At 67.1% G+C, this 19,470-nt stretch carries 19 protein-coding genes; 11 read left to right on the forward strand and 8 right to left on the reverse strand.

The features are described from left to right. Positions 1-154: 154 nt before the first annotated feature. Genes V0R59_RS25210 through V0R59_RS25220 form a run of 3 tightly spaced genes read right to left on the reverse strand, consistent with a single transcriptional unit; the run spans position 155 to position 5,733 of the window. Complete coding sequence (locus V0R59_RS25210) at positions 155-1,543, reverse strand: TolC family protein (protein WP_330077416.1); 1,389 nt, start codon at positions 1,541-1,543, stop codon at positions 155-157. A gap of 9 nt (positions 1,544-1,552) precedes the next feature. Beyond that, a complete protein-coding gene (locus V0R59_RS25215; RefSeq protein WP_330077417.1) occupies positions 1,553-4,642 on the reverse strand; it encodes a MexW/MexI family multidrug efflux RND transporter permease subunit in 3,090 nt (1,029 codons plus the stop codon). Further along, entirely contained in the window at positions 4,639-5,733 is a 1,095-nt protein-coding gene (locus tag V0R59_RS25220; protein WP_330077418.1) for an efflux RND transporter periplasmic adaptor subunit, read from the reverse strand. The genes V0R59_RS25215 and V0R59_RS25220 overlap by 4 nt, the downstream gene beginning before the upstream one ends. 138 nt (positions 5,734-5,871) lie before the next feature. Here V0R59_RS25220 and soxR point away from each other — a divergent pair, with 138 nt between their 5' ends. Further along, positions 5,872-6,318, forward strand: a complete 447-nt coding sequence (soxR, locus tag V0R59_RS25225) for a redox-sensitive transcriptional activator SoxR (RefSeq protein WP_330077470.1) — start codon at positions 5,872-5,874, stop codon at positions 6,316-6,318. A 208-nt stretch (positions 6,319-6,526) separates the two neighbouring features. Then, positions 6,527-7,447, forward strand: a complete 921-nt coding sequence (glsB, locus tag V0R59_RS25230; RefSeq protein WP_330077419.1) for a glutaminase B — start codon at positions 6,527-6,529, stop codon at positions 7,445-7,447. A 15-nt stretch (positions 7,448-7,462) separates the two neighbouring features. On the opposite strand, the gene V0R59_RS25235 is transcribed toward glsB, so the two are convergent. Next, entirely contained in the window at positions 7,463-8,080 is a 618-nt protein-coding gene (locus tag V0R59_RS25235) for a LysE family transporter (protein ID WP_330077420.1), read from the reverse strand. Positions 8,081-8,261: 181 nt separating this feature from the next. Between V0R59_RS25235 and V0R59_RS25240 the strand changes: the two genes are divergently transcribed. From V0R59_RS25240 to V0R59_RS25265, 6 genes are read left to right on the forward strand one after another with little or no spacing between them, the layout of a single operon-like run. After that, positions 8,262-8,684, forward strand: coding sequence for a nuclear transport factor 2 family protein (locus V0R59_RS25240; protein ID WP_330077421.1), 423 nt, complete (start codon positions 8,262-8,264; stop codon positions 8,682-8,684). Then, positions 8,681-9,433 (forward strand): SDR family NAD(P)-dependent oxidoreductase, encoded by a 753-nt coding sequence (locus tag V0R59_RS25245; protein WP_330077422.1) that lies wholly within the window; start codon positions 8,681-8,683, stop codon positions 9,431-9,433. Before V0R59_RS25240 ends, V0R59_RS25245 begins: the two co-directional genes overlap by 4 nt. 6 nt (positions 9,434-9,439) lie before the next feature. After that, the gene (locus V0R59_RS25250) at positions 9,440-10,687 is read left to right on the forward strand and encodes an NAD(P)/FAD-dependent oxidoreductase (RefSeq protein ID WP_330077423.1); all 1,248 of its coding nucleotides are present in this window, start codon (positions 9,440-9,442) and stop codon (positions 10,685-10,687) included. Then, positions 10,684-11,499 (forward strand): DUF1365 domain-containing protein, encoded by an 816-nt coding sequence (locus V0R59_RS25255; RefSeq protein WP_330077424.1) that lies wholly within the window; start codon positions 10,684-10,686, stop codon positions 11,497-11,499. The genes V0R59_RS25250 and V0R59_RS25255 overlap by 4 nt, the downstream gene beginning before the upstream one ends. Then, on the forward strand, positions 11,474-12,727 hold the full coding sequence (locus V0R59_RS25260) for a cyclopropane-fatty-acyl-phospholipid synthase family protein (RefSeq protein ID WP_330077425.1): 1,254 nt from the start codon (positions 11,474-11,476) through the stop codon (positions 12,725-12,727). Before V0R59_RS25255 ends, V0R59_RS25260 begins: the two co-directional genes overlap by 26 nt. After that, positions 12,724-13,215, forward strand: coding sequence for a DUF2878 domain-containing protein (locus V0R59_RS25265; RefSeq protein ID WP_330077426.1), 492 nt, complete (start codon positions 12,724-12,726; stop codon positions 13,213-13,215). Before V0R59_RS25260 ends, V0R59_RS25265 begins: the two co-directional genes overlap by 4 nt. Before the next feature lie 21 nt (positions 13,216-13,236). On the opposite strand, the gene V0R59_RS25270 is transcribed toward V0R59_RS25265, so the two are convergent. From V0R59_RS25270 to V0R59_RS25280, 3 genes are read right to left on the reverse strand one after another with little or no spacing between them, the layout of a single operon-like run. Then, complete coding sequence (locus tag V0R59_RS25270; RefSeq protein WP_330077427.1) at positions 13,237-14,775, reverse strand: cryptochrome/photolyase family protein; 1,539 nt, start codon at positions 14,773-14,775, stop codon at positions 13,237-13,239. Further along, positions 14,772-15,308 (reverse strand): DUF3833 domain-containing protein, encoded by a 537-nt coding sequence (locus V0R59_RS25275; RefSeq protein WP_330077428.1) that lies wholly within the window; start codon positions 15,306-15,308, stop codon positions 14,772-14,774. Before V0R59_RS25275 ends, V0R59_RS25270 begins: the two co-directional genes overlap by 4 nt. Before the next feature lie 15 nt (positions 15,309-15,323). Then, positions 15,324-15,842, reverse strand: a complete 519-nt coding sequence (locus tag V0R59_RS25280; RefSeq protein ID WP_330077429.1) for a chalcone isomerase family protein — start codon at positions 15,840-15,842, stop codon at positions 15,324-15,326. Positions 15,843-15,981: 139 nt separating this feature from the next. Between V0R59_RS25280 and V0R59_RS25285 the strand changes: the two genes are divergently transcribed. Next, complete coding sequence (locus tag V0R59_RS25285; protein WP_330077430.1) at positions 15,982-16,536, forward strand: lipocalin family protein; 555 nt, start codon at positions 15,982-15,984, stop codon at positions 16,534-16,536. Between the two features lie 3 nt (positions 16,537-16,539). Here V0R59_RS25285 and V0R59_RS25290 read toward each other — a convergent pair whose 3' ends face one another. Next, positions 16,540-17,862 (reverse strand): NAD(P)/FAD-dependent oxidoreductase, encoded by a 1,323-nt coding sequence (locus V0R59_RS25290; protein WP_330077471.1) that lies wholly within the window; start codon positions 17,860-17,862, stop codon positions 16,540-16,542. A gap of 432 nt (positions 17,863-18,294) precedes the next feature. Here V0R59_RS25290 and V0R59_RS25295 point away from each other — a divergent pair, with 432 nt between their 5' ends. Together V0R59_RS25295 and V0R59_RS25300 are read left to right on the forward strand one after the other, a co-directional pair. Then, positions 18,295-18,672, forward strand: coding sequence for a GFA family protein (locus V0R59_RS25295; protein ID WP_330077431.1), 378 nt, complete (start codon positions 18,295-18,297; stop codon positions 18,670-18,672). 67 nt (positions 18,673-18,739) lie between these two features. Continuing rightward, on the forward strand, positions 18,740-19,432 hold the full coding sequence (locus tag V0R59_RS25300; protein WP_330077432.1) for a tRNA (adenine(22)-N(1))-methyltransferase: 693 nt from the start codon (positions 18,740-18,742) through the stop codon (positions 19,430-19,432). The last annotated feature ends 38 nt before the right edge of the window (positions 19,433-19,470 follow it).

Below are 19,470 nucleotides of genomic sequence, written 5' to 3' on the forward strand. Positions count from 1 at the left end.
CACCTAACACTGGGGTGGTCGCGCGCCCCGCCCGCTGGGGGGGGGCGTTTGCCCCCGGATATCCTGCGTACTATACCCCCGCCCAGGGGGGGCCCCCCCCCCCACCCCCCCCCCCGCGCTTCCCTTTACCGAGATGTGGACCCTGAAGAACACCTCAGATAGTGCGCCAGCCCAACGCCCGGTACAGCGTCACGGCATTGCGGTACGACGCCGTCTCCGCCCGTGCGATATCCTGGCGCATCCGCAGCAATTCCCGCTGGCTCTCCAGCACCGCCTGGTAACTCCCGCCACCCGCGTCATAGCGCCGGCTGGCGATAGCGAACGCCGCCTCGCCATGCCGTGCAGACCGCACCAGGGTCTGCAGATGACGCTGGTGCTCGCTCAACTGCACCACCGCACCCTCCACTTCCTCGATCGCCAGCAATACCACCTGCTCGAACTGCGCCCCCTCACCCGCCGAGCGCGCCTGCGCTGCACGCAAGCGGGCGCGCACGCTGCCCAGGTCGAGGGCCGGCCAGGTCAGCCCGGGCGCCAGCTCGAAGGCCCGCGACGCACTGCCCAGGTCACCGTCGCGCAAGGCGAAGAAACCAATGAAACCGCCAAGACTCACCCGTGGATACAGGTCCGCCGTCGCCGCCCCGACATCCTCGACCCGCGCCGCCAGCAATCGCTCGGCCCGCAGCACGTCCGGGCGGTTGCGGATCAGCCGGTCGACATCCCCCAGCGGCAACTGCCGCGCCAATGGCATAGGCGGCACGTTGCCCAGCGTCACCTCCATGCCCCCCGGCCGCTCGCCACAGAGCACGGCCAGGCGATACAGGCTGCGCTGCAACTGGCTCTGCAAGGGCGGAATCGACGCCTCGGCGCGCAGCAGGTTGCCTTGGGCGCTTTCACGATCCTCGGGCAAACCGCTGCCAGCCTGCAATTGGGCCTCGACCATGCGCACGGTTTCCCCCCAGCTGCGCATTTCATCCTGCGCCAGGGCCAGTTGCTGCCGCTGCCCCTGGGCCTCGAAATAGGCCTGCGCCACTTCGGCGGCGATGCTCAACTGCACCTGCGCCAGCTCCGCCTGCGACGCTTGCACCCGTGCCTGCGCGGCGCGGCTCAGATGATCGAGACGGCCGAACAGGTCCAGTTCCCATTGCAGGTCCAGCCCGGCCCGCCAGGACTCGGCCAGGCTGCGCGCCGGAGGCGCCCCGTCCAGCGCCTGCTGTTCGAGGCTGCGCCGGTAACCCGCCTCGCTGGTCACCACGGGAAAGCGCTGCCGATCCTGCTCGTCGAAGCCGGCACGGGCCAGCAACAGATTGGCATGGACCCGCCGCACATCGTTGTTGTGCAGCTGCGCCGTCTCCACCAGGCGCGCCAGTTGCGGGTCCTCGAAGAAGCGCCACCAGGCCGCTTCCTCTCGCGTACCCGGCACGGCGAACGCACCGGCCTGCGGACTGGCCAGGGTGATCGGCGCCACATCGGGCTGCTGGTACTGCGGCCCGAGGCTGCAGGCCGCAACGAAGCACATCGAACCCACTAGAACGAAAGACTTCATGGACACTCCTCAGGTCGCACTGATGCCAAGGCTGCGTTCGGCATCCGCCAGCTGCTGCTGGCGCGCGCCGTGCACGCGGTGATCCCGGGCCAGCCAGGAATACAGGGTGGGCAGGACGAACAAGGTGAACAGCGTGCCCACCAGCATGCCGCAGACGATCACCACCCCCAGGCCGAAACGGCTGTTGGCACCGGCGCCGCTGGCGAACAGCAGCGGGACCACGCCAAAGGTCATCGCCGCGGTCGTCATCAGCACCGGGCGCAGGCGCACCTGGGCGGCACGGACGATCGCTTCGATACGCCCCAGGCCCTCGCGCACCTGGATCTCGTTGGCGAACTCCACCATGAGGATGCCGTGCTTGCTGATCAGCCCGATCAGGGTCACCAGGCCGATCTGCGTGTAGATGTTCAGGGTCGCCCAGCCCAGGGCCAGCGGCAGCAGCGCGCCGCAGATCGACAGCGGCACGGTGACGAGGATGATCAGCGGGTCCACCAGGCTCTCGTACTGCGCCGCCAGTACCAGGTAGATCACCACCAGCGCGGCGAGGAACGCCCACACCAGCGCCAGGCCTTCCTGCACGTACTGCCGCGATTCCGATTGCCAGTCGTGGCTGAAGCCCGGCGGCAGCTCGCTGGCCAGTTTGTCCAGGAACGCCACGGCCTGGCCCTGGGAAACGCCCGGCGCAGGGATCGCCTGCAAGGTACTGGCGTTCTGCTGGTCGAACTGCAGCAGGCGATTGGGCGCCACGCTCATGTCCAGGCGCACCACGGTAGACAGAGGCACCAGGCCGCCGTGGTCGGCGCGCACGTACTGGCGGGCCAGGGCCTGCGGGGTCAGGCGCTGGTCCTGGATGCTTTGCGGGATCACGTCGTAGGAACGGCCGAACAAGGCGAAACGATTGATGTACTGCTCGCCCACCAGCACTGCCAGGGAGTCGCCGATGTCCTGCATGGCGATGCCCAGGCTGGCGGCCTTGGCCCGGTCGATGCTGACCCTGACCACCGGGTTGTTGTAGTCGAGGTCGCTGTCCACCACCACGAACAGGCCGCTTTCGCGGGCGCGCTGCTTGAGGCTTTCCATGGTCTGGTAGAGCACCGGGTAGTCCTGGGCGCTGCGCAGCACCATCTGCACCGGCAAGCCGCCGCTGGAACCCGGCAGCGAAGCCACCTGGAAGGCGAAGATGCTGCTGCCCTCGACCTCGCCCACCGCCTGCTGCAGGTCGGCCTGTACCTGCGCCGCAGAGCGCTCACGCGCGTCCCAGGCGCTGAGGTTGATGCCGCCGAAGCTGGAGGCCGGCCCGTCGGTACCGTTGATGATCCAGGTGTCGGTGGTTTCCGGGATCGACTTCATCACCCGGTCCAGCTTGGCGGCGAAGCGCTCGACGTACTCCAGGTTGGCGTACTGCGGCGACTTGATCGCGGTCAGCACCGCCGCCTGGTCTTCCGGCGGCGCCAACTCGCGCTGCGCCTGCAGGTACAGCCAGGGCAGGCTCAGGCACACCAGCAAGGCCACGCCACCGCTGATCCAGCGACGCGCCAGCGACTGCCCGAGCAACCGGCCATAGCCCGTGGCCAGGCCGCCGAAGACCTTTTCCGCCAGTCGGGCCATCGGCCCCTCCTGCTGGCCCGGCTGGAGCAACAGCGAGCTCATCACCGGCGACAGGGTCAGGGCAACCACGCCGGAGACGATCACCGCCCCCGCCAGGGTCAGGGCGAACTCGCGGAACAGGGTGCCGGTAAGCCCGCCGATCAGGCCGATCGGCGCATAGACCGCCGCCAGGGTCAGGGTCATGGCGACCACCGGCCCGGCGATTTCCCGGGCACCGGCCAACGCTGCGGCGATGGGCGTCCGGCCTTCCTCGATATGGCGATGGACGTTCTCCACCACGACGATGGCATCGTCCACCACCAGGCCGATGGCCAGGACCATCGCCAGCAGGGTCAACAGGTTGAGGCTGAAGCCGAACAGCAGCATCAGCGCCGCCGCCCCGAGCATCGACAGCGGGATCGCCAGCACCGGGATGGCCACGCTGCGCAGCGAGCCCAGGCACAGCCAGATCACCGCCACCACGATCAGCATGGCTTCCACCAAGGTGTGCATCACCTCGTCGATCGAGGCGTCGATGAAGCGCGCGGTCTCGTAGGCCAGCGCCACTTTCACTCCCGGCGGCAGGGTCTGCTGGATCTGTGGCAGGAGCTGGCGGATGCCGTCGACGATTACCAGCGGATTCCCCGAGGGCGTGGGAAACAGCCCAAGGTGCACTGCAGGCTTGCCGTCCATGGTGGCGCTGGTCTGGGTCATGGCGGCGCTGAGTTCGACGGTGCCGATGTCCCGCAGGCGGACCAGGTCGCTGCCGTCGTTGCGCACGATCAGGTCGCGGAACGCCTCGACGCTGGTCAGGTCGGTATCGACGCGGATATCGGCGAGCACGTACTGGCCCCGCACCTGGCCCGGCGTGGCCTGGTAGTTGTTGGCGCGCACCGCCTGGGCCACGTCGGCGGCGGTGACGCCGCGCCCGGCCATGCGCTCGCTGTCCAGCCACAGGCGCATCGCCAGGTTCTGCCCGCCGAAGGTCTGCACCTTGACCACGCCGTCGATCCCGGAGAACTGCGGCTCGACCACCCGTGACAGGTAGTCGCTCAGTTCGGGAATCGACAGGGTCTCGCTGGAGAAACCGACGTAGGCCACGGCCGTGGAATCCCCCGCCGACAGCTCCACCACCGGGTCATAGGCCTTTTCCGGCAGGCGATAGCGCACCTGGTTGACCTTGGCCATGGCCTGGGTCAGCGCCTGGGTCGAGTCGCGGTTGAGGACCATGCGCAAGGTGATGGTGCTGCGCCCCTGGATCGACGACGAGGACAGGTAGTCGATGCCCTCCACCGACGCCACCGCCTGGGTGATCGGCTGGGTGACGAAGCCCTGCATCAGCTCGGCGGAGGCGCCGGGGTATTCGGTGGTGATGGTGATGGTCGAGCTTTCCAGCAGCGGGTACTGGCGGATCGGCAGCTTGCCGAGGGCGAACAGGCCCATCAGCACGATCAGCGCACTGACCACCAGGGCCAGCACCGGGCGCCGGACGAACAGGTCGGTGAACCTCACGACTGACCTCCGTCGCTGTCTTTCAAGCTGTCTTCGGCGACCTGCTCGACAGGCATGCCATCACTGAGCTTGAGCTGGCCGGAGACCACCACCTGGTCGCCCTCCTGCAGGCCGGAGGTGATCTCCACCCGGCCCTGCCAGCGCTCACCGGTGTTCACGCCGACGCGGCTGACCGTGAGGCCGCCCTGGCCGTCACGATTGGCGACGAACACCGTCTGGCCGTAGGCGGTGTAGGTGATCGCAGTTTCCGGCAGGGCCAGTACCTTCGGCGGCTGCAGAGCATCGAGGCGCACGCTGGCGTACATGCCGGGCTGCAACTGGCCGTCCGGATTGGCCAGGCTGGCCTGGACCTGGACCAGGCGCGAGGGGCTGATCAGCGGGTCGATGGCGCTGACCCGGGCATCGAATACCCGCTGGGCCAAGGCGTCCACCGTCAATTGCAGCGGCTGGCCGCCGCGCAGCTCGGCCACGGCCTGCTCGTTGAGGGAGAAATTCACCCGCAGGCTGGACGGGTCGACGAGGCTGGCGATGGCGTCGCCGGCATTCAGGTATTGGCCCTGATGCACGCGGCGGATGCCGAGCTTGCCGGCGAACGGCGCGACAATGGCCTTCTGCGCGATCCGCGCCTCCACTTGCTGCAGCTCGCCGCGAGCCATGTCCGTGGCGGCGGTGGCATTGTCCAGTTGTTCCTGGGTGGTGACGTTGGTGGCGCGCAGCTTGCGCGTGCGCTCCAGCAGCGCCTCGGCGTTGCGCAACTGCGCGCGCAGACGCAGGCGCTCGGCCTGCTCGGGAGCATCGTTGAGCTGTACCAGCAACTGCCCGGCCTTGACTGCCTGCCCCGACTCGAAGGCGATGCGTACCACCCGTCCGGCGCTTTCCGCGGCCAGTTGCACCTGATTCACGGCTTCCAGCTCGCCCACGGCAAACTGCTGCCGTGGCGCCGGCATCGCCGTGACACGCGCCAGCGCCACCTTGGTCGCCGGCCAGGCCGCGCTGGCCTGTGCCGAGGGCGCACGCCCCGTCCATGCCCCGACCACGGCCAGCACCACCAGCGCCGCCGCCCCTGCTCCCCACAGCATCTTCTTGCTCATGCCTTGCCCCGATCCTCGATGGTGAACGCCCTGCTGGCTGAAAGCGCTTGCAGGACGCGACGGGGCGGGACTATAAAACCTCAACTTTACTTGAGGTCAACACAGGTGCCAGGGAAAAAGAACACCGACGGCATGCGCATGCTCAGCGTCGGCGAAGTGGCGAAACGGGCCGGGGTGGCGGTGTCCACGCTGCATTTCTACGAGTCGAAGGGGCTGATCGAGAGCACGCGCAATGCGGGCAACCAGCGGCGCTACCCGGCGCTGGTGCTGCGGACCATCGCGATTATCAAGGTGGCGCAGCGCACCGGGATTCCGCTGGAGGAAATCAAGCAGGCGTTCGGTCGCTATCCGCCGAACAGCAAGCTGACGGCGGCGCAGTGGGGGGAGATGTCGACGGCGTGGCGGGAAGACCTGAACGTGCGGATCAGGGCGCTGGAGGCACTGCGCGACAGCCTGGACAACTGCATTGGCTGCGGCTGCCTGTCGCTGGAGGATTGTCCGTTGCGCAACCCGGAAGACCGGCTGGGGCTGGAAGGGCCGGGGCCGCGGGTGCTGGAGCAGGCGTGTCGCGAGCCTCGGGGGTGAGGGTTTTCTTGTGTGCCTCTTCGCTGCATGAGTATCTACACATTCCGAGCGATGGCCGACGCGGGTAGGAGCGCGCCGCAGGAGTACCACCAGGCCCCCGCTGCCGCACCCATACCCGCATCACCCGGGACTCGCCGCCGATACGTGCCCTGGCGCCCTGACGAGGCGTCTTCCAGTACTCCTCGCCCACGCACCAGGCAGTCGCCCCATGCAAGACATGCTGCAAGAGATCCTCGATCAGGTCCGCCCCCTGCTCAGCCAGGGCCAGGTCGCGCAATACATCCCGGCCCTGGCCCAGGTCGACCCGCACCAGTTGGGCATCGCCGTATACAGCCTCGACGGCCGCTTGCACTGCGCCGGCGACGCCCATGCGCCGTTCTCGATCCAGAGCATTTCCAAGGTGTTCAGCCTGGTCCAGGCCATCAGCCACAGCGGGGAGGACATCTGGTCGCGGCTGGGCTACGAGCCGTCCGGCCAGGCCTTCAACTCGCTGGTGCAGCTGGAAGTGGAAAAGGGCCGGCCACGCAACCCGTTCATCAACGCCGGGGCCCTGGTGATCTGCGATATCAACCAGTCGCGCTACGCCACGCCGACCCTGTCGATGCGCGACTTCGTCCGCCATCTGTCCGGAAACCCGCGCATCGTCAGCGACGCGGTGGTGGCCGAGTCGGAATACCAGCACCGCGCGCGCAACGCGGCCATGGCCTACCTGATGCAGGCCTTCGGCAACTTCCATAACGATGTGGATGCCGTGCTGCGCAGCTATTTCCACCACTGCGCGCTGTCGATGAACTGCGTCGACGTCGCCCGCGGCTTCGCCTTCCTCGCCAACAGCGGCTACTGCCCGCATATCGGCGAGCAGATCCTCACCCCGCGCCAGGCGCAGCAGGTCAACGCGATCATGGCCACCAGCGGCCTGTACGACGAGGCCGGCAACTTCGCCTACCGGGTCGGCCTGCCGGGCAAGAGTGGCGTGGGCGGCGGGATCGTGGCCGTGGTGCCGGGACGCTACAGCATCTGCGTATGGTCGCCGGCGTTGAATGCCTCGGGCAACTCCCTGGCGGGGATGCGGGCGCTGGAGCTGCTCAGCGAGCGAATCACCGGGTCGGTGTTTTCTGCCGTGCCTTGAACCGGCGTCTGCGCCTCAGCGCATCGCCGCCAGCTTGATGCCAAAGCCCACCAGGCAAGCGCCGGCCAGGCGTTCGAGCATGTTCGACACCTTCGGGTTGGCCCGCATGCGTTCGGCCAGGCGATGGGTGAGGACCACGGCGATCAGGCCATAGAGAAAGGTCACCACCGCCACGGTGGCCGCGAGGAAGCCGAAGGTGACCAGCCCCTGGTGCTTCACCGGGTCGACGAACAGCGGGAAGAAGGCCATGTAGAACATGATCGCCTTGGGGTTGAGCAAGGTGATCATCATGGTCTGGCGCAGGTAGTGGCCACTGTCCATGCGGCTCTTGCGCGGCGCGCCGCCAGGCTTGGTCAGCAGCATGCGCACGCCAAGATAGGCGAGATACGCGGCGCCCGCCCACTGCACCACATGGAAGGCCGCCGGATAGGCCGCCAGCAGCGTGGCCACCCCGGCCACCGCCAGCCACAGCAGTACCTGGTCACCGAGGATCACGCCGCAGGTGGCCGCCAGCCCCGCCTTGATCCCGCCCTTTCCAGTGGCGGTGATCAAGGCGAAGTTGCCGGGGCCGGGAATGGCCAGGACGATGATGAAGGCAATGACGAAGGCGCCATAGTCGGTCACGCCAAGCATGGGCAGTGCTCCTGAGCGATGTAGGAATTTTCTTGGAGTCGCCTAGCCTAACCGCTGCCTTCCCGCCTGGGTATCCCGACAAATCTGTACAGGCCAATTTGACTTGTACAACTTTCCGCCTAGCCTTGGGTCATACCTGTACAAACACCATTATTTGTACAAGATTAGCCCGGAGCCGCGGATGTCCATCTACCTGCAACGTTTTGCCGAACGCTTTGCCTCACTGGATGCGGGCAGCCTCGGCGAGCTGGAAAAGTTGTACAGCGCGGACGTGGTGTTCCGCGACCCGTTGCATGAAGTCCATGGCCTGCCTGCGCTTCGCGATTATTTCGCCCAGCTCTACGCCAATGTCCGCGAGCTCAGCTACGAATTCCACGACGCCGCCGAAACCCGTCCCGGGCAAGGCTACCTGCGCTGGACCCTGCACTTTCGCCACCCGCGCCTGGCCGGCGGGCAGATGATCAGCCTCGACGGCTGCAGCCACCTGCACTGGGGCGAGCACGTCCATTGGCACCAGGATTACTTCGATGCAGGCGCCCTGCTCTACGAACATGTGCCCGTGCTGGGCGGGGTGATCGGCTGGCTCAAGGGCCGCCTGGCATGAGCCGCTGCTGGCTGACCGGTGCCAGCAGCGGGCTCGGCGCCGCGCTGGCCCTGCAACTGTTGGAGCAGGGCCATCAGGTCGCCCTGGGCGGACGCAACCAGGAGGCCCTGGAGCCGCTGGCCGCCGCCTGGCCGCACCAGGTCCTGCTGATCCCGGGGGATATCGAGCGCGCCGACGACGTCCGCGCCATGGTCGAGCGTATCGAGGCGGCCTGGGGCGGTCTCGACGTGGCGATCCTCAACGCAGGCACCTGCGAGTACCTGGAACCCGATCATTTCGACGCGTCCCTGGTGGAGCGCGTCATACGCACCAACGTGCTGGGGCTCTGCCATTGCCTGGAAGCCGTACTGCCGATGCTGCGCCAGGGCCGCCAGCCGCACCTGGTGGTGACCGGCAGTTCGGTAGACTGGCTGGCCTTGCCCCGTGCCGCAGCCTACGGCGCGTCGAAGGCTGCGGTGCGCTACCTGGTAGAGTCGCTGCGCATCGACCTGGTCAGCCAGGGCATCGACGTCACCCTGATCAGCCCCGGCTTCGTCGACACCCCGCTGACCCGGCGCAACGACTTCCCCATGCCGCAACGCTGGAGCGCCGAACGCGCGGCGCGGTACATCGTCAAACACCTGCCCCGGCGGCCCCTGGAGATCAGCTTCCCCTTCCCCTTCATCCCCATCCTGCGCCTGCTTGGCGCCTTGCCCGGGCGCTGGCGCCTGAAGCTCGGCCAGCACCTGGCCCGTGGCGAAAAGGACTGACTGCCCATGCGTATCGCCATCATCGGCAGCGGCATCGCCGGCCTGACCTGTGCCCACCTGCTCTCGCGCCGTCACGAAGTGACGGTGTTCGAAGCCGCCAGCTGGATCGGCGGCCACACCCATACCCTCGACGTGCACTGGCAAGGTCGCGACTACGCCGTGGACACCGGCTTCATCGTGTTCAACGACTGGACCTACCCGAACTTCATCCGCCTGCTCGACCACCTCGGCGTCGCCTCGCGCCCGACGCAGATGAGCTTCTCCGTGCACGACCCGGCCAGTGGCCTGGAGTACAACGGGCACAACCTCGACAGCCTCTTCGCCCAGCGCCGCAACCTGCTGTCGCCGGGGTTCTGGGGCATGCTGCGGGACATCCTGCGCTTCAACCGCCAGGCCATCGCCGACCTCGATGGCGGGCGCATCGCGGCGACCACGACCCTGGGCGACTACCTGCGCGCCCTGGGCTATGGCCAACGCTTCATCGACCACTACGTGGTGCCCATGGGTTCGGCGATCTGGTCGATGTCGCGGGCCGACATGCTGGGTTTCCCGCTGCAGTTCTTCGTGCGTTTCTGTCGCAACCACGGGCTGCTCTCGGTCAACCAGCGTCCGCAGTGGCGGGTGATCGAGGGCGGCTCGCGCAGTTATGTCGAACCCCTGTGCCGCAGCTTTATCGGGCGCATCCGCCTGAATTGCCCGGTGGCCCGGGTCGCCAGGGATGACGAGGGCGTCACGGTGTTCAGCACCGACGGTCCGGAGCGCTTCGACAAGGTGGTGTTCGCCTGCCACAGCGACCAGGCCCTGGCCCTGCTCGACGCGCCCGAGGCCAACGAACGGGAGATCCTCGGCGCGATCCGCTACGCCGGCAACGAGGTGGTCCTGCACACCGACACCCGCCTGCTGCCACGCCGCCGCAAGGCCTGGGCCAGCTGGAACTATCGCCTTGGCGACGATGCCCGGGTTCCCGCTGCGCTGACCTACGACATGAACATCCTGCAGGGCATCGAGGCGCCGGTGACCTTCTGCGTCAGCCTCAACCAGACCGCGCGGATCGACCCCGCCAGCATCATCGCCCGCTTCGACTATGCCCATCCGCAATACAGTCTCGCCGCCGTCGCCGCCCAGGCCCGCCACGCCGAACTGCTGGGCCCGCGCCACAGCTATTTCTGCGGTGCCTACTGGGCCAACGGTTTCCACGAGGATGGCGTGCTCAGCGCGCTGCGGGTGGCCGAGCAGTTTGGAGAACGGTTGTGAACAGCAGCCTTTGTCGTGGCTGGGTCAGCCACCGGCGCCTGGGCCCGCGGGCCCACGCCTTCCGCTATCGCATCGGCATGTTGCATGTCGACCTCGACGAGCAATCGCGCCTGCTCAGGCTGTCGCCCTGGCTCGGCGCGTCGCGCTGGGCGGCGCTGGGCTGGCGCGAGCGCGACTACCTGCCGGCCCTGACCCGGCAGGGCATGCCGCTGGCCGACGCCGCGCGCCAACTGGTGTTCCAGGCCTGCGGCCGGCGCGTCGAGGGCAGCGTGCAGCTGCTGACCCAGCCGCGCTGCTGGGGCCTTTCATTCAACCCGGTGAGCTTCTACTTCTGCCATGACCGCGACGGCGAGCTGGCGGCGATCCTCCTGGAGGTGCGCAACACGCCGTGGCGCGAGCGCTTCCACTACGTGCTGCCGGTGCAAGCCGGCAAGGCCCATGACTTCGCCGTGGCCAAGGCGTTCCATGTCTCGCCGTTCCTGCCGCCGGACATGGACTACCACCTGAGTTTCCGCCTCGACGCCGCGCGTATCCGCATCCACATGGAGAACTGGCGACAGGGCGAAAAGGCCTTCGAAGCGGACCTCGCCCTGCAACGCCAACCCCTCGATCGCGCAGCGATCCACCGCTACATCCTCAGCTTCCCGTGGATGAGCCTGCGCACCGTCAGCGCCATCTACTGGCAGGCCCTGCGCCTGCTGCTCAAACGCACGCCGATCCACGACCACCACCCAAGCCATGGCGACCTGCGCCTTGGCCAACCCCGTTCTGCCGAGGAGTCCGAGCATGTCCCAGCCCACCCTGAGCGTTAGCAAATCGACGGGCCTGCTGCCCTTGCTCGGCGGCCTGGCCCGCAGCGCGGTCACCGCGCAACTGCGGGGCCTGCGCCACGGCCACCTGCGGCTGGTCCAGGGCTCGCGCGAGTGGAGCTTCGGCGACCCGGCCAGCGCCTTGCAGGCGGAAGTGGAAATCCTCGACGAGGAAGCCTGGAACCTGGTCGCCGCCAACGGCTCGATCGGTTCCGGCGAGGCCTATATCCACGGCTACTGGCGCAGTCCCGACGTCGCGGCGGTGACCCGCCTGTTCGTCGCCAACCTGGCTGTGCTCGACGCCATGGAAGGCGGCCTGGCGCGCCTGGGCCGGCCGGCTCTGCGCCTGCTGCACTGGCTCAACCGCAATGACCGCCACGGTTCGCGGCGCAATATCCTCGCCCACTACGACCTCGGCAACGCGCTGTTCGAACGCCTGCTCGACCCCACCATGATGTACTCGGCGGCGCGCTTCAGCCACGCCGACGAAAGCCTTGAGCAGGCGCAGTTGAACAAGCTGGAGGACATCTGCCGCAAGCTCGAATTGCAGCCCGACGAGCACCTGCTGGAAATCGGCACGGGCTGGGGCAGCCTGGCGATCCACGCGGCGACCCGCTTTGGCTGCCGGGTCACCACCACCACGCTGTCCGAGGCGCAGTACGCCCACACCTTGCAACGAGTAATCGCGCTGGGCCTTGAAAGTCGCATCACGGTCCTGCGCGAGGACTACCGCGACCTGCGCGGACGCTTCGACAAGCTGGTGTCGATCGAGATGATCGAGGCGGTGGGTCATCGCTACCTGCCGGCCTATTTCCGCCAGTGCGCGGCCCTGCTCAAAGACGACGGCCTGATGCTGCTGCAGGCCATCACCATCCGCGACCAGCGCTATGCCCAGGCACGGCGCTCGGTGGATTTCATCCAGCGCTACATCTTCCCCGGCGGCGCCCTGCCCTCCCTGAGCGTGCTGCTCGACACCGCCAGCCGGCAGACCGGGCTGAACCTGGTGCACATGGAGGATTTCGGCCAGGACTACGCGCGCACCTTGCGACACTGGCGGGACAATCTGCGCCAGTCGCGGGTGGCGCTGGGCGAGCTGGGGTATGACGAGAGTTTCCAGCGCCTGTGGGAGTTCTACCTGTGCTATTGCCAGGGCGGCTTCGAGGAACGGGCGATCGGCGTGGCGCAACTGGTCTGGGCCGCACCGCAGGCCCGGCGGGCAGCGCTGGGGTGAGGCGGGCGTGGCTGGTCGGCAATGCGCTGTGGCTGCAGGCCGGCTGGTGGGGGTGCGTTCTCGGGGCGAGTTATCCGGGATTGCTGGCGGCCGTGCTGGGCGGGTTGCTGGTGCATCTGTGGCTGTGCCGGCAGACGCTGAGCGAGGTCTGGGTCCTGCTGCGGGTCGGGCTGGCCGGTTGCGCGCTGGATACGCTGCTGGGGGTGCTCGGGGTTTTCCACTTCAGCGCATGGCCGCTTCCCGGCTGGCTGGCCTTGCTGTGGCTGGTCCTGGCGAGCGGGATGCGCCATAGCCTGGCCTGGCTGGGGCACCCTGTGTGGCTGGCGGTGGTGTGCGGACTGGTGGGTGGTCCCTTGGCGTACCTGGCCGGGGCCAGGCTGGCGGGCGTGGATTTGCCGTTGGGCACACTGCCTACGGCGCTGCTGCTCGCGGTGATCTGGGCCGTCTGGTTTCCGCTGTGTTTGCGGCTGGCCCGTCCGGACACCTGATGATTCACGCGGCGTGGAGTGTCACAACCGCTCCCCCGCATCCAGTCGCGCCAGCAGCGCTTCGCCGCGCGCCCACAATGCCTCGCGCCGCGCTGCCTTCATCCGGTCGAGGTTGCCATAGAGCAACGCCATCCGCGGGTTGCCGGAAAACACCTGGCGATGCCGCATCAGGAAATGCCAGTACAGCGCATTGAACGGACAGCCATCCTCCTCCACCGCATGGTCCACCCGATACGCGCAGTTGCCGCAGTGATCCGACATGCGCTGGATGTATTTGCCGCTGGCGCAATACGGCTTGGACCCCAGGTAGCCGCCGTCCGCATGCATCACCATGCCCAGGGTATTGGGCAGTTCCACCCAGTCATAGGCATCCATGTACACCGCCAGGTACCAGTCGCAAATCTGCGGCGGCGCGATTCCGGCCAGCAGGGCGAAATTGCCGGTGACCATCAGCCGCTGGATATGGTGCGCATAGCCCAGTTCCAGGGTCTGGCCGATCACCTGGGCCATGCAGCGCATATCGGTCTGGCCATCCCAGTAGAACTCGGGCAACGGTCGCCGGTTGCCGAGGAAATTCAGCTGCGCGTACTCCGGCATACGCAGCCAGTAGATCCCCCGCACATATTCGCGCCAGCCGATCAGCTGGCGGATAAAGCCCTCCGCCGCATTCAACGGCACTTGCTTGTGCCGCCAGGCCCGCTCGACGTCCTCGCACAGCTGCCGGACATCCAGCAGGCCGATATTCAGCGCCGCGCTGATCCGCGCATGGAACAGGTACGGCTCGCCCTCGGCCATGGCGTCCTGGTAATCGCCGAAGGCCGCCAGCCCGTGGTCGAGAAAATGCCGCCACAACGCCTCGGCGTCGGCATGGGTCACCGGATAGTCGAAGCCCTCGACATTGCCGTAGTGATCGGTGAAGCGCTCGCGCACCAGGTCGATGACGTCGCGGGTGATCGCATCCGCCTTGAAACTGGCGGTAAATGGCCCGTGCACCTTGCGCGGCAGCGGCTTGCGGTTGTCGTGGTCGTAGTTCCAGGCGCCGCCCGCCGGGCCGCCGTCCGGCTCCAGGAGCAGGCGGTTGCGCTTGCGCATGCCGTGGTAGAAGTTCTCCATGCGCAGATTGTTGCGCCCCTCGGCCCAGCGCGCGAAGGCCTCGCGGGAACAGAGGAAACGCCGGTCGCGATGCCAGACCATGGGCAGGTCGCAGTCGCGCATGCGCTGCTCCAGGCGCCATTCGCCGCATTCGGTGACATGCACTTCCCCGGCCTTCAGCTTCTTCTGCCAGCGCCGCAGTTCGCCGACGATGCTGCCGCTGTTGCCCGGCGCCTCCAGCGTCACATACTCGACCCGCCAGCCCCGCTCGCGCAGGGCTTGCGCGAAGTGGCGCATGGCGCTGAGCACCAGGATGATCTTGCGCGGGTGGTGTGGCACGTAGCGGGTCTCGTCCTCGACCTCGGCCATCAGCAGCACGTCGCGGGCCGGGTCGAGGGCACGCAGCAGATCGAGGTCGAAGGACAGCTGGTCGCCCAGCAACAGCCCCAGGCGTGGCGCCTTACTCACCGGCCAGCCTCCGGCAGGCGCCGGAAGAACAGGGTGATCTGCCCGACCTCCACGCCCAGCTTGCTCATGCGCGTGCGGTTGATCAGGGTGTCCTCGTCCATCAGGTACATCCAGTCATCCATATCCATGATCCAGTTGCGCCCGTCCACCGGCAGGTCGAGGCGATAGCGCCAGTGCAGGGCATTGCCGGCGACCTCGCCGGTGGCATCGCCGACCACATCGCCAGCCCGCCCGATCCAGCGCCCCTGGCCCTGCGGGGTGAGGGTCCAGGTGCGCTGCTGGGTGGTGCCGTCGCTGTAGACGAAATGCTCGTCGAGGATCAGCCGCTCGCCGTCACGACGGCTGTCGACGGTTACGTGGAAACGCTTGACCACCTCGCCCGAACGCTTCTGGAACATGCCCCAGGCCTCCACCGGGCGCGAGAAATACGCCGCCAGGTCCAGGCGCGGCTGCTGCCCGGCGTAGCTATCCACCTCGACATTGCCGCAGCTGCCCAGCAGCAGGCAGCTCAACAGGACCAGGATTGCACGCATGTTCACCCTCCTCGCTCAGCGCCCGACCAGGCGCTGACGCAGTTGTGGATCACGGGCCCGGGGATCGAGCCAGATGGCAAAGAAGGCGCGGGCGAAGGCGGCATCGTCGACCTCGCGGCGCAACTGCTCGTCGACATAGAAGCGACAGCCCTGCCCCGGCAGGTACAGGCCGGTGATGCGCATGCCCGGGCGCACATCGACGAAGGCCTCCTGCATGACCGCCGTCCAGCGCGCCAGCGTGGCCTCGTCCAGCCCCGGCCCGCCGAGCCGGCGCATCTCGTCCACGCTCGCCTCGACCAGGGTGTCGCGGGACAGGTTGCGGTTGTAGGTCAGTTCCAGGGCGAAGGGCCGGCTCCAGTCCAGCGGCGCCGCCGGGCTCCAGGTGCGCGCGTTGTACAGGCGCAGGCCGAACCAGGTGAACTCGCCCTGGCCCACGAGCCGCGCCTCGGGCAGGTCGGCACGCCATTGGGCATGGGCTGAAAGGCTGAAACCCAGCATCAGGCAGAGCATCAGCCATCGTCTTGTGCCAGCCATGTGCCTGCTCCATCATTGCAATTAGTTGTACAAGTATATTTTCTTTGTACAACTTTACCCCGCGAAAGTTTGCACAACTTTCCCGGCGGTCGTGCCTCAAAGATCAGGAGAGCGTGATCACAACCCTTCGGAGGTCGATATGGCGATGCGCAATCCCCTGCTGCTGTCCTGCCTGGTCCTGGCCCTGGCCGCCTGCTCCAGCACCGAGCGTGCGGCGGCGCCGCCGCAGACCATGCAGGTCGACCTCAAGCGCTACCAGGGCACCTGGTACGAGCAGGCGCGACTGCCGATGTTCTTCCAGCGCAATTGCCTGGAGTCCGAAGCGAACTACGACGTGCGCGAGGACGGCAATATCGACGTGACCAACCGCTGCAAGGAAAAGAATGGCGAATGGAACGAAGCCCACGGCATCGCCGAGCCCCAGGTGCCGGGCCGTACCGACAAGCTGTGGGTGCGCTTCGACAACTGGTTCAGCCGCCTGGCACCGGGGCTGACCAAGGGCGAGTACTGGGTGCTGTACCACGATGCCGAGTACAAGGTGGCGCTGGTCGGGCACCCGGAGCGCAAGTATCTGTGGTTGCTGTCGCGGGAGCGGGAGGTTGATAGTGCGGGGCGCGAGGCGCTGCTGAAGATTGCTCACGAGCGTGGCTACGACACCCGTGAGCTGGTCTGGCGCGGCACGCCGCAGTCCTGAGGGTCAGCCCTCCAGGCCGGCCTTCGCCTGCCCGCTACGCAAGGTGAAGTTCACCCCGATCGACAGCATCGGCTCCGGCGGATTCCACGCCGGCTTCGGCGCGGCCAGCAAGTACTCGGTCAGCTCTTCACGCTTGCCCGCCAGCAGATTGGCCAACAGCGTACCGGTGGCGGTGCCACGCACCGTGCCCAGGCCATTGCAGCCCAGCGCCCCGTAGACGTTCGGCCGCAGTTCGCCGAAGAAGCCGGCACCGTTGCGGGTCATGGCCAGGCCACCGCCCCAGGTGTGCTCGAACTCGACATTGGCCAGGGTCGGGAAACGCCGCTCGAACGACAGGCGATGGGCCGGGCGCACCTTCTCCGGGTAGTTGGTCTTGGCCCGGCCATCCGGGTTGAAGCTGAAGCTGTTGCGCACCAGGATGCGGTTGTCGTGGGTGCGGCGCAGGGTGGTGCCGAACGGATCCGCCGGGATCACGCCCCAGAAGTCCTTGCCACCGATGCTCGCCTGCTCCGCCGCAGTCAGCGGGCGGGTCAGGCTGCCGTAGGTGAAGATCGGCAGCATGCGCCCCTGGAGGAAGCCGAAGTAGGCACCGAAGGCGTTGTTGGCGAGGATCAGCCTGTCGGCGGTGATGCGCCCGGTCGGGTGATGCAGCACGGTCTTCTGGCCGTAGTCGACGGCGGTGATCGGCGTGTCTTCGTACAGTTCGACGTTGGCCGGCAGCGAGTCGGCCAGGCCTTTCACCAGCCCGGACGGTTGCACGAGGATGGTCCCCGGGGTGTACAGGGCCTTGCGGTAGAACGAGGTGCCGATGTGTTCGTGCAGCTCGGACCCTTCGATGATCTTGCAAGGCTGCCCCAGCCCTTCCAGGCCGCCGCGGTAGGCGTTGAGCACGGCGATGCCCTCGTCCTCCACCGCCGCCTGGTACTTGCCGGAGTGGCGCATCTGCGCGTCGACGATGTTGTGCTCTTCCACCAGGTCGCGAAGGATGCGCTGGCCGCGCTGGTTCAGGTGCAGGACCTGGGTGGCGATGGTGCGGTCGCCGATGTAGTCCGGCGCGCCGATGTCGTGGGGCACGTCGATCAGGAAGCCGGCGTTGCGGCCAGACGTGCCGAAGCCGACCTGCTGGGCCTCGACCAGGATCACCTTGTCGTTGGGGAAGTTCAGCGCCAGCTGGCGCGCCGCGGCAAGACCGGTGAAGCCGGCACCGACCACCACCCACGGCGCCTGGGCATCGCCCACCAGCGGCGGACGCGGCTGGCGCAGGCGGCTGGTATGGAACCAGCCAGGGTCCTGGTCATCCTTGGGCAGCGAACCGATGCGCTGCATCGACGCCGGGTCGCTCGGCGTGCCGTCGGCCAGCAGTGAGGCAGCACCGCCGGCAGCCACGACACCGGCACTGACGCCCGCGCCGATAAGGATCTTTCTTCTTGAAACGGCCATGTGGATTCAACTCTGTACAAAAGGGGGTTGATTGGAGTGCGAGCTGCAGCGCCTCCTGGGCCACCTGGGTGTTGTTCTTGTGTTGGAAACGGCCTGAAAACGAGGAGAAAACCGCGCATCGTCTGGTAGGTGCGAAAGCCGCTGGTGCAGGCCTTTGCCGACGCAAGACATTCATTTCCATGGCAAACCAGAGAACGAATAATCTGTGTATACATATTGTCTTCAATTGTTACATCTCGTCAATGGTGCATTCCAGAGCGCTCGACGCGCGGGTGGGTGCTGGTTACGCTGTCAGCTTTTGCGCAGAGGGGTGGCAAGGTGACCGCGATCTACCAGGGAAGCTGCCTGTGCGGGGCGGTGCGTTACGAAGTGCACGGCGAGCCGAAGGCGGTGAGCCATTGCCATTGCGGGCAGTGCCGCAAGAGTCACGGAGCAGCGTTTGCCACCTACGGCAGCGTGCCCCGCGAGGCATTGCGGGTGATTGCCGGGACGGCGCAGCTCAAGGGATTCGCCTCTTCGGCAACGGTGCTGCGGCAGTTTTGTGCGGAATGCGGGTCAAGCCTGTTCTGGTCGCGCTCTTGCGGAGAATTTTCCGACTGGGTGTCGGTGGCGCTGGCGACGCTGGACACGCCCTTCGTACCGGCCAAGGCCCGCCAGGTGCATGAGGAATCACGCCTGCCCTGGCCGGGGATTTGAAATCCGGCGGCTTGCCCGCCAGAATCGCGGCCCGATCTGCCGGCTGTAGCCACCACGAGGTTTCCCGTTGAACGAACACACCCTCTCCCGCCGCCTGGAGCGCGTGGCCGCCCATGTGCCGGCCGGCGCACGCCTGGCCGATATCGGCTCGGACCACGCCTACCTGCCGGTGGCGTTGATGCGGCGCGGGGCAATTACCTCGGCCGTGGCTGGCGAGGTGGCGCTGACGCCCTATAACGCAGCCTTGCGCAGCGTTCGCGAGAACGGCCTGGAAGGCTCGATCGTGGTGCGGCATGCCAGCGGCTTGCGGGCAATCGAGGCGGACGACGGGATTACCGCGATCACGATGTGCGGTATGGGTGGAGAGACGATTCGCGACATTCTCCAGGCGGATGCCGATCGCCTCGGCGGCCGCGAGTTGCTGGTGCTGCAGCCCAATGGTGGCGGACAGCCGATGCGGCGCTGGTTGATGGAGAGCGGGTATCGGATCGTGGCGGAAGAGGTGCTGCGGGAGAATCGCTTCGATTACGAGATCGTCGTGGCCGAGCGCACGGGGCCGGTAATGTACAGCGAGGAAGAACTGTATTTCGGGCCCTTGTTGATGCAGGAGCGCAGTGCGGCGTTTCTGGAGAAATGGCGGCGGTTGTTGCAGTTGAAGCGCAAGACGCTGGCGGGGTTCGAGCGCGCGCGGCAGGTGCCGGAGGAGAAGGTTGGGGAATTGGCCAGGCAGATTCGCTGGATCAGCGAATTACTGGCATGATGCCAGCCTCTCCTGACGCGGCCTTTCTAGCCGCACTT

The organism is Pseudomonas ulcerans, assembly GCF_036324125.1.
In the GTDB taxonomy this organism is placed as follows: Bacteria; Pseudomonadota; Gammaproteobacteria; order Pseudomonadales; family Pseudomonadaceae; genus Aquipseudomonas; species Aquipseudomonas ulcerans.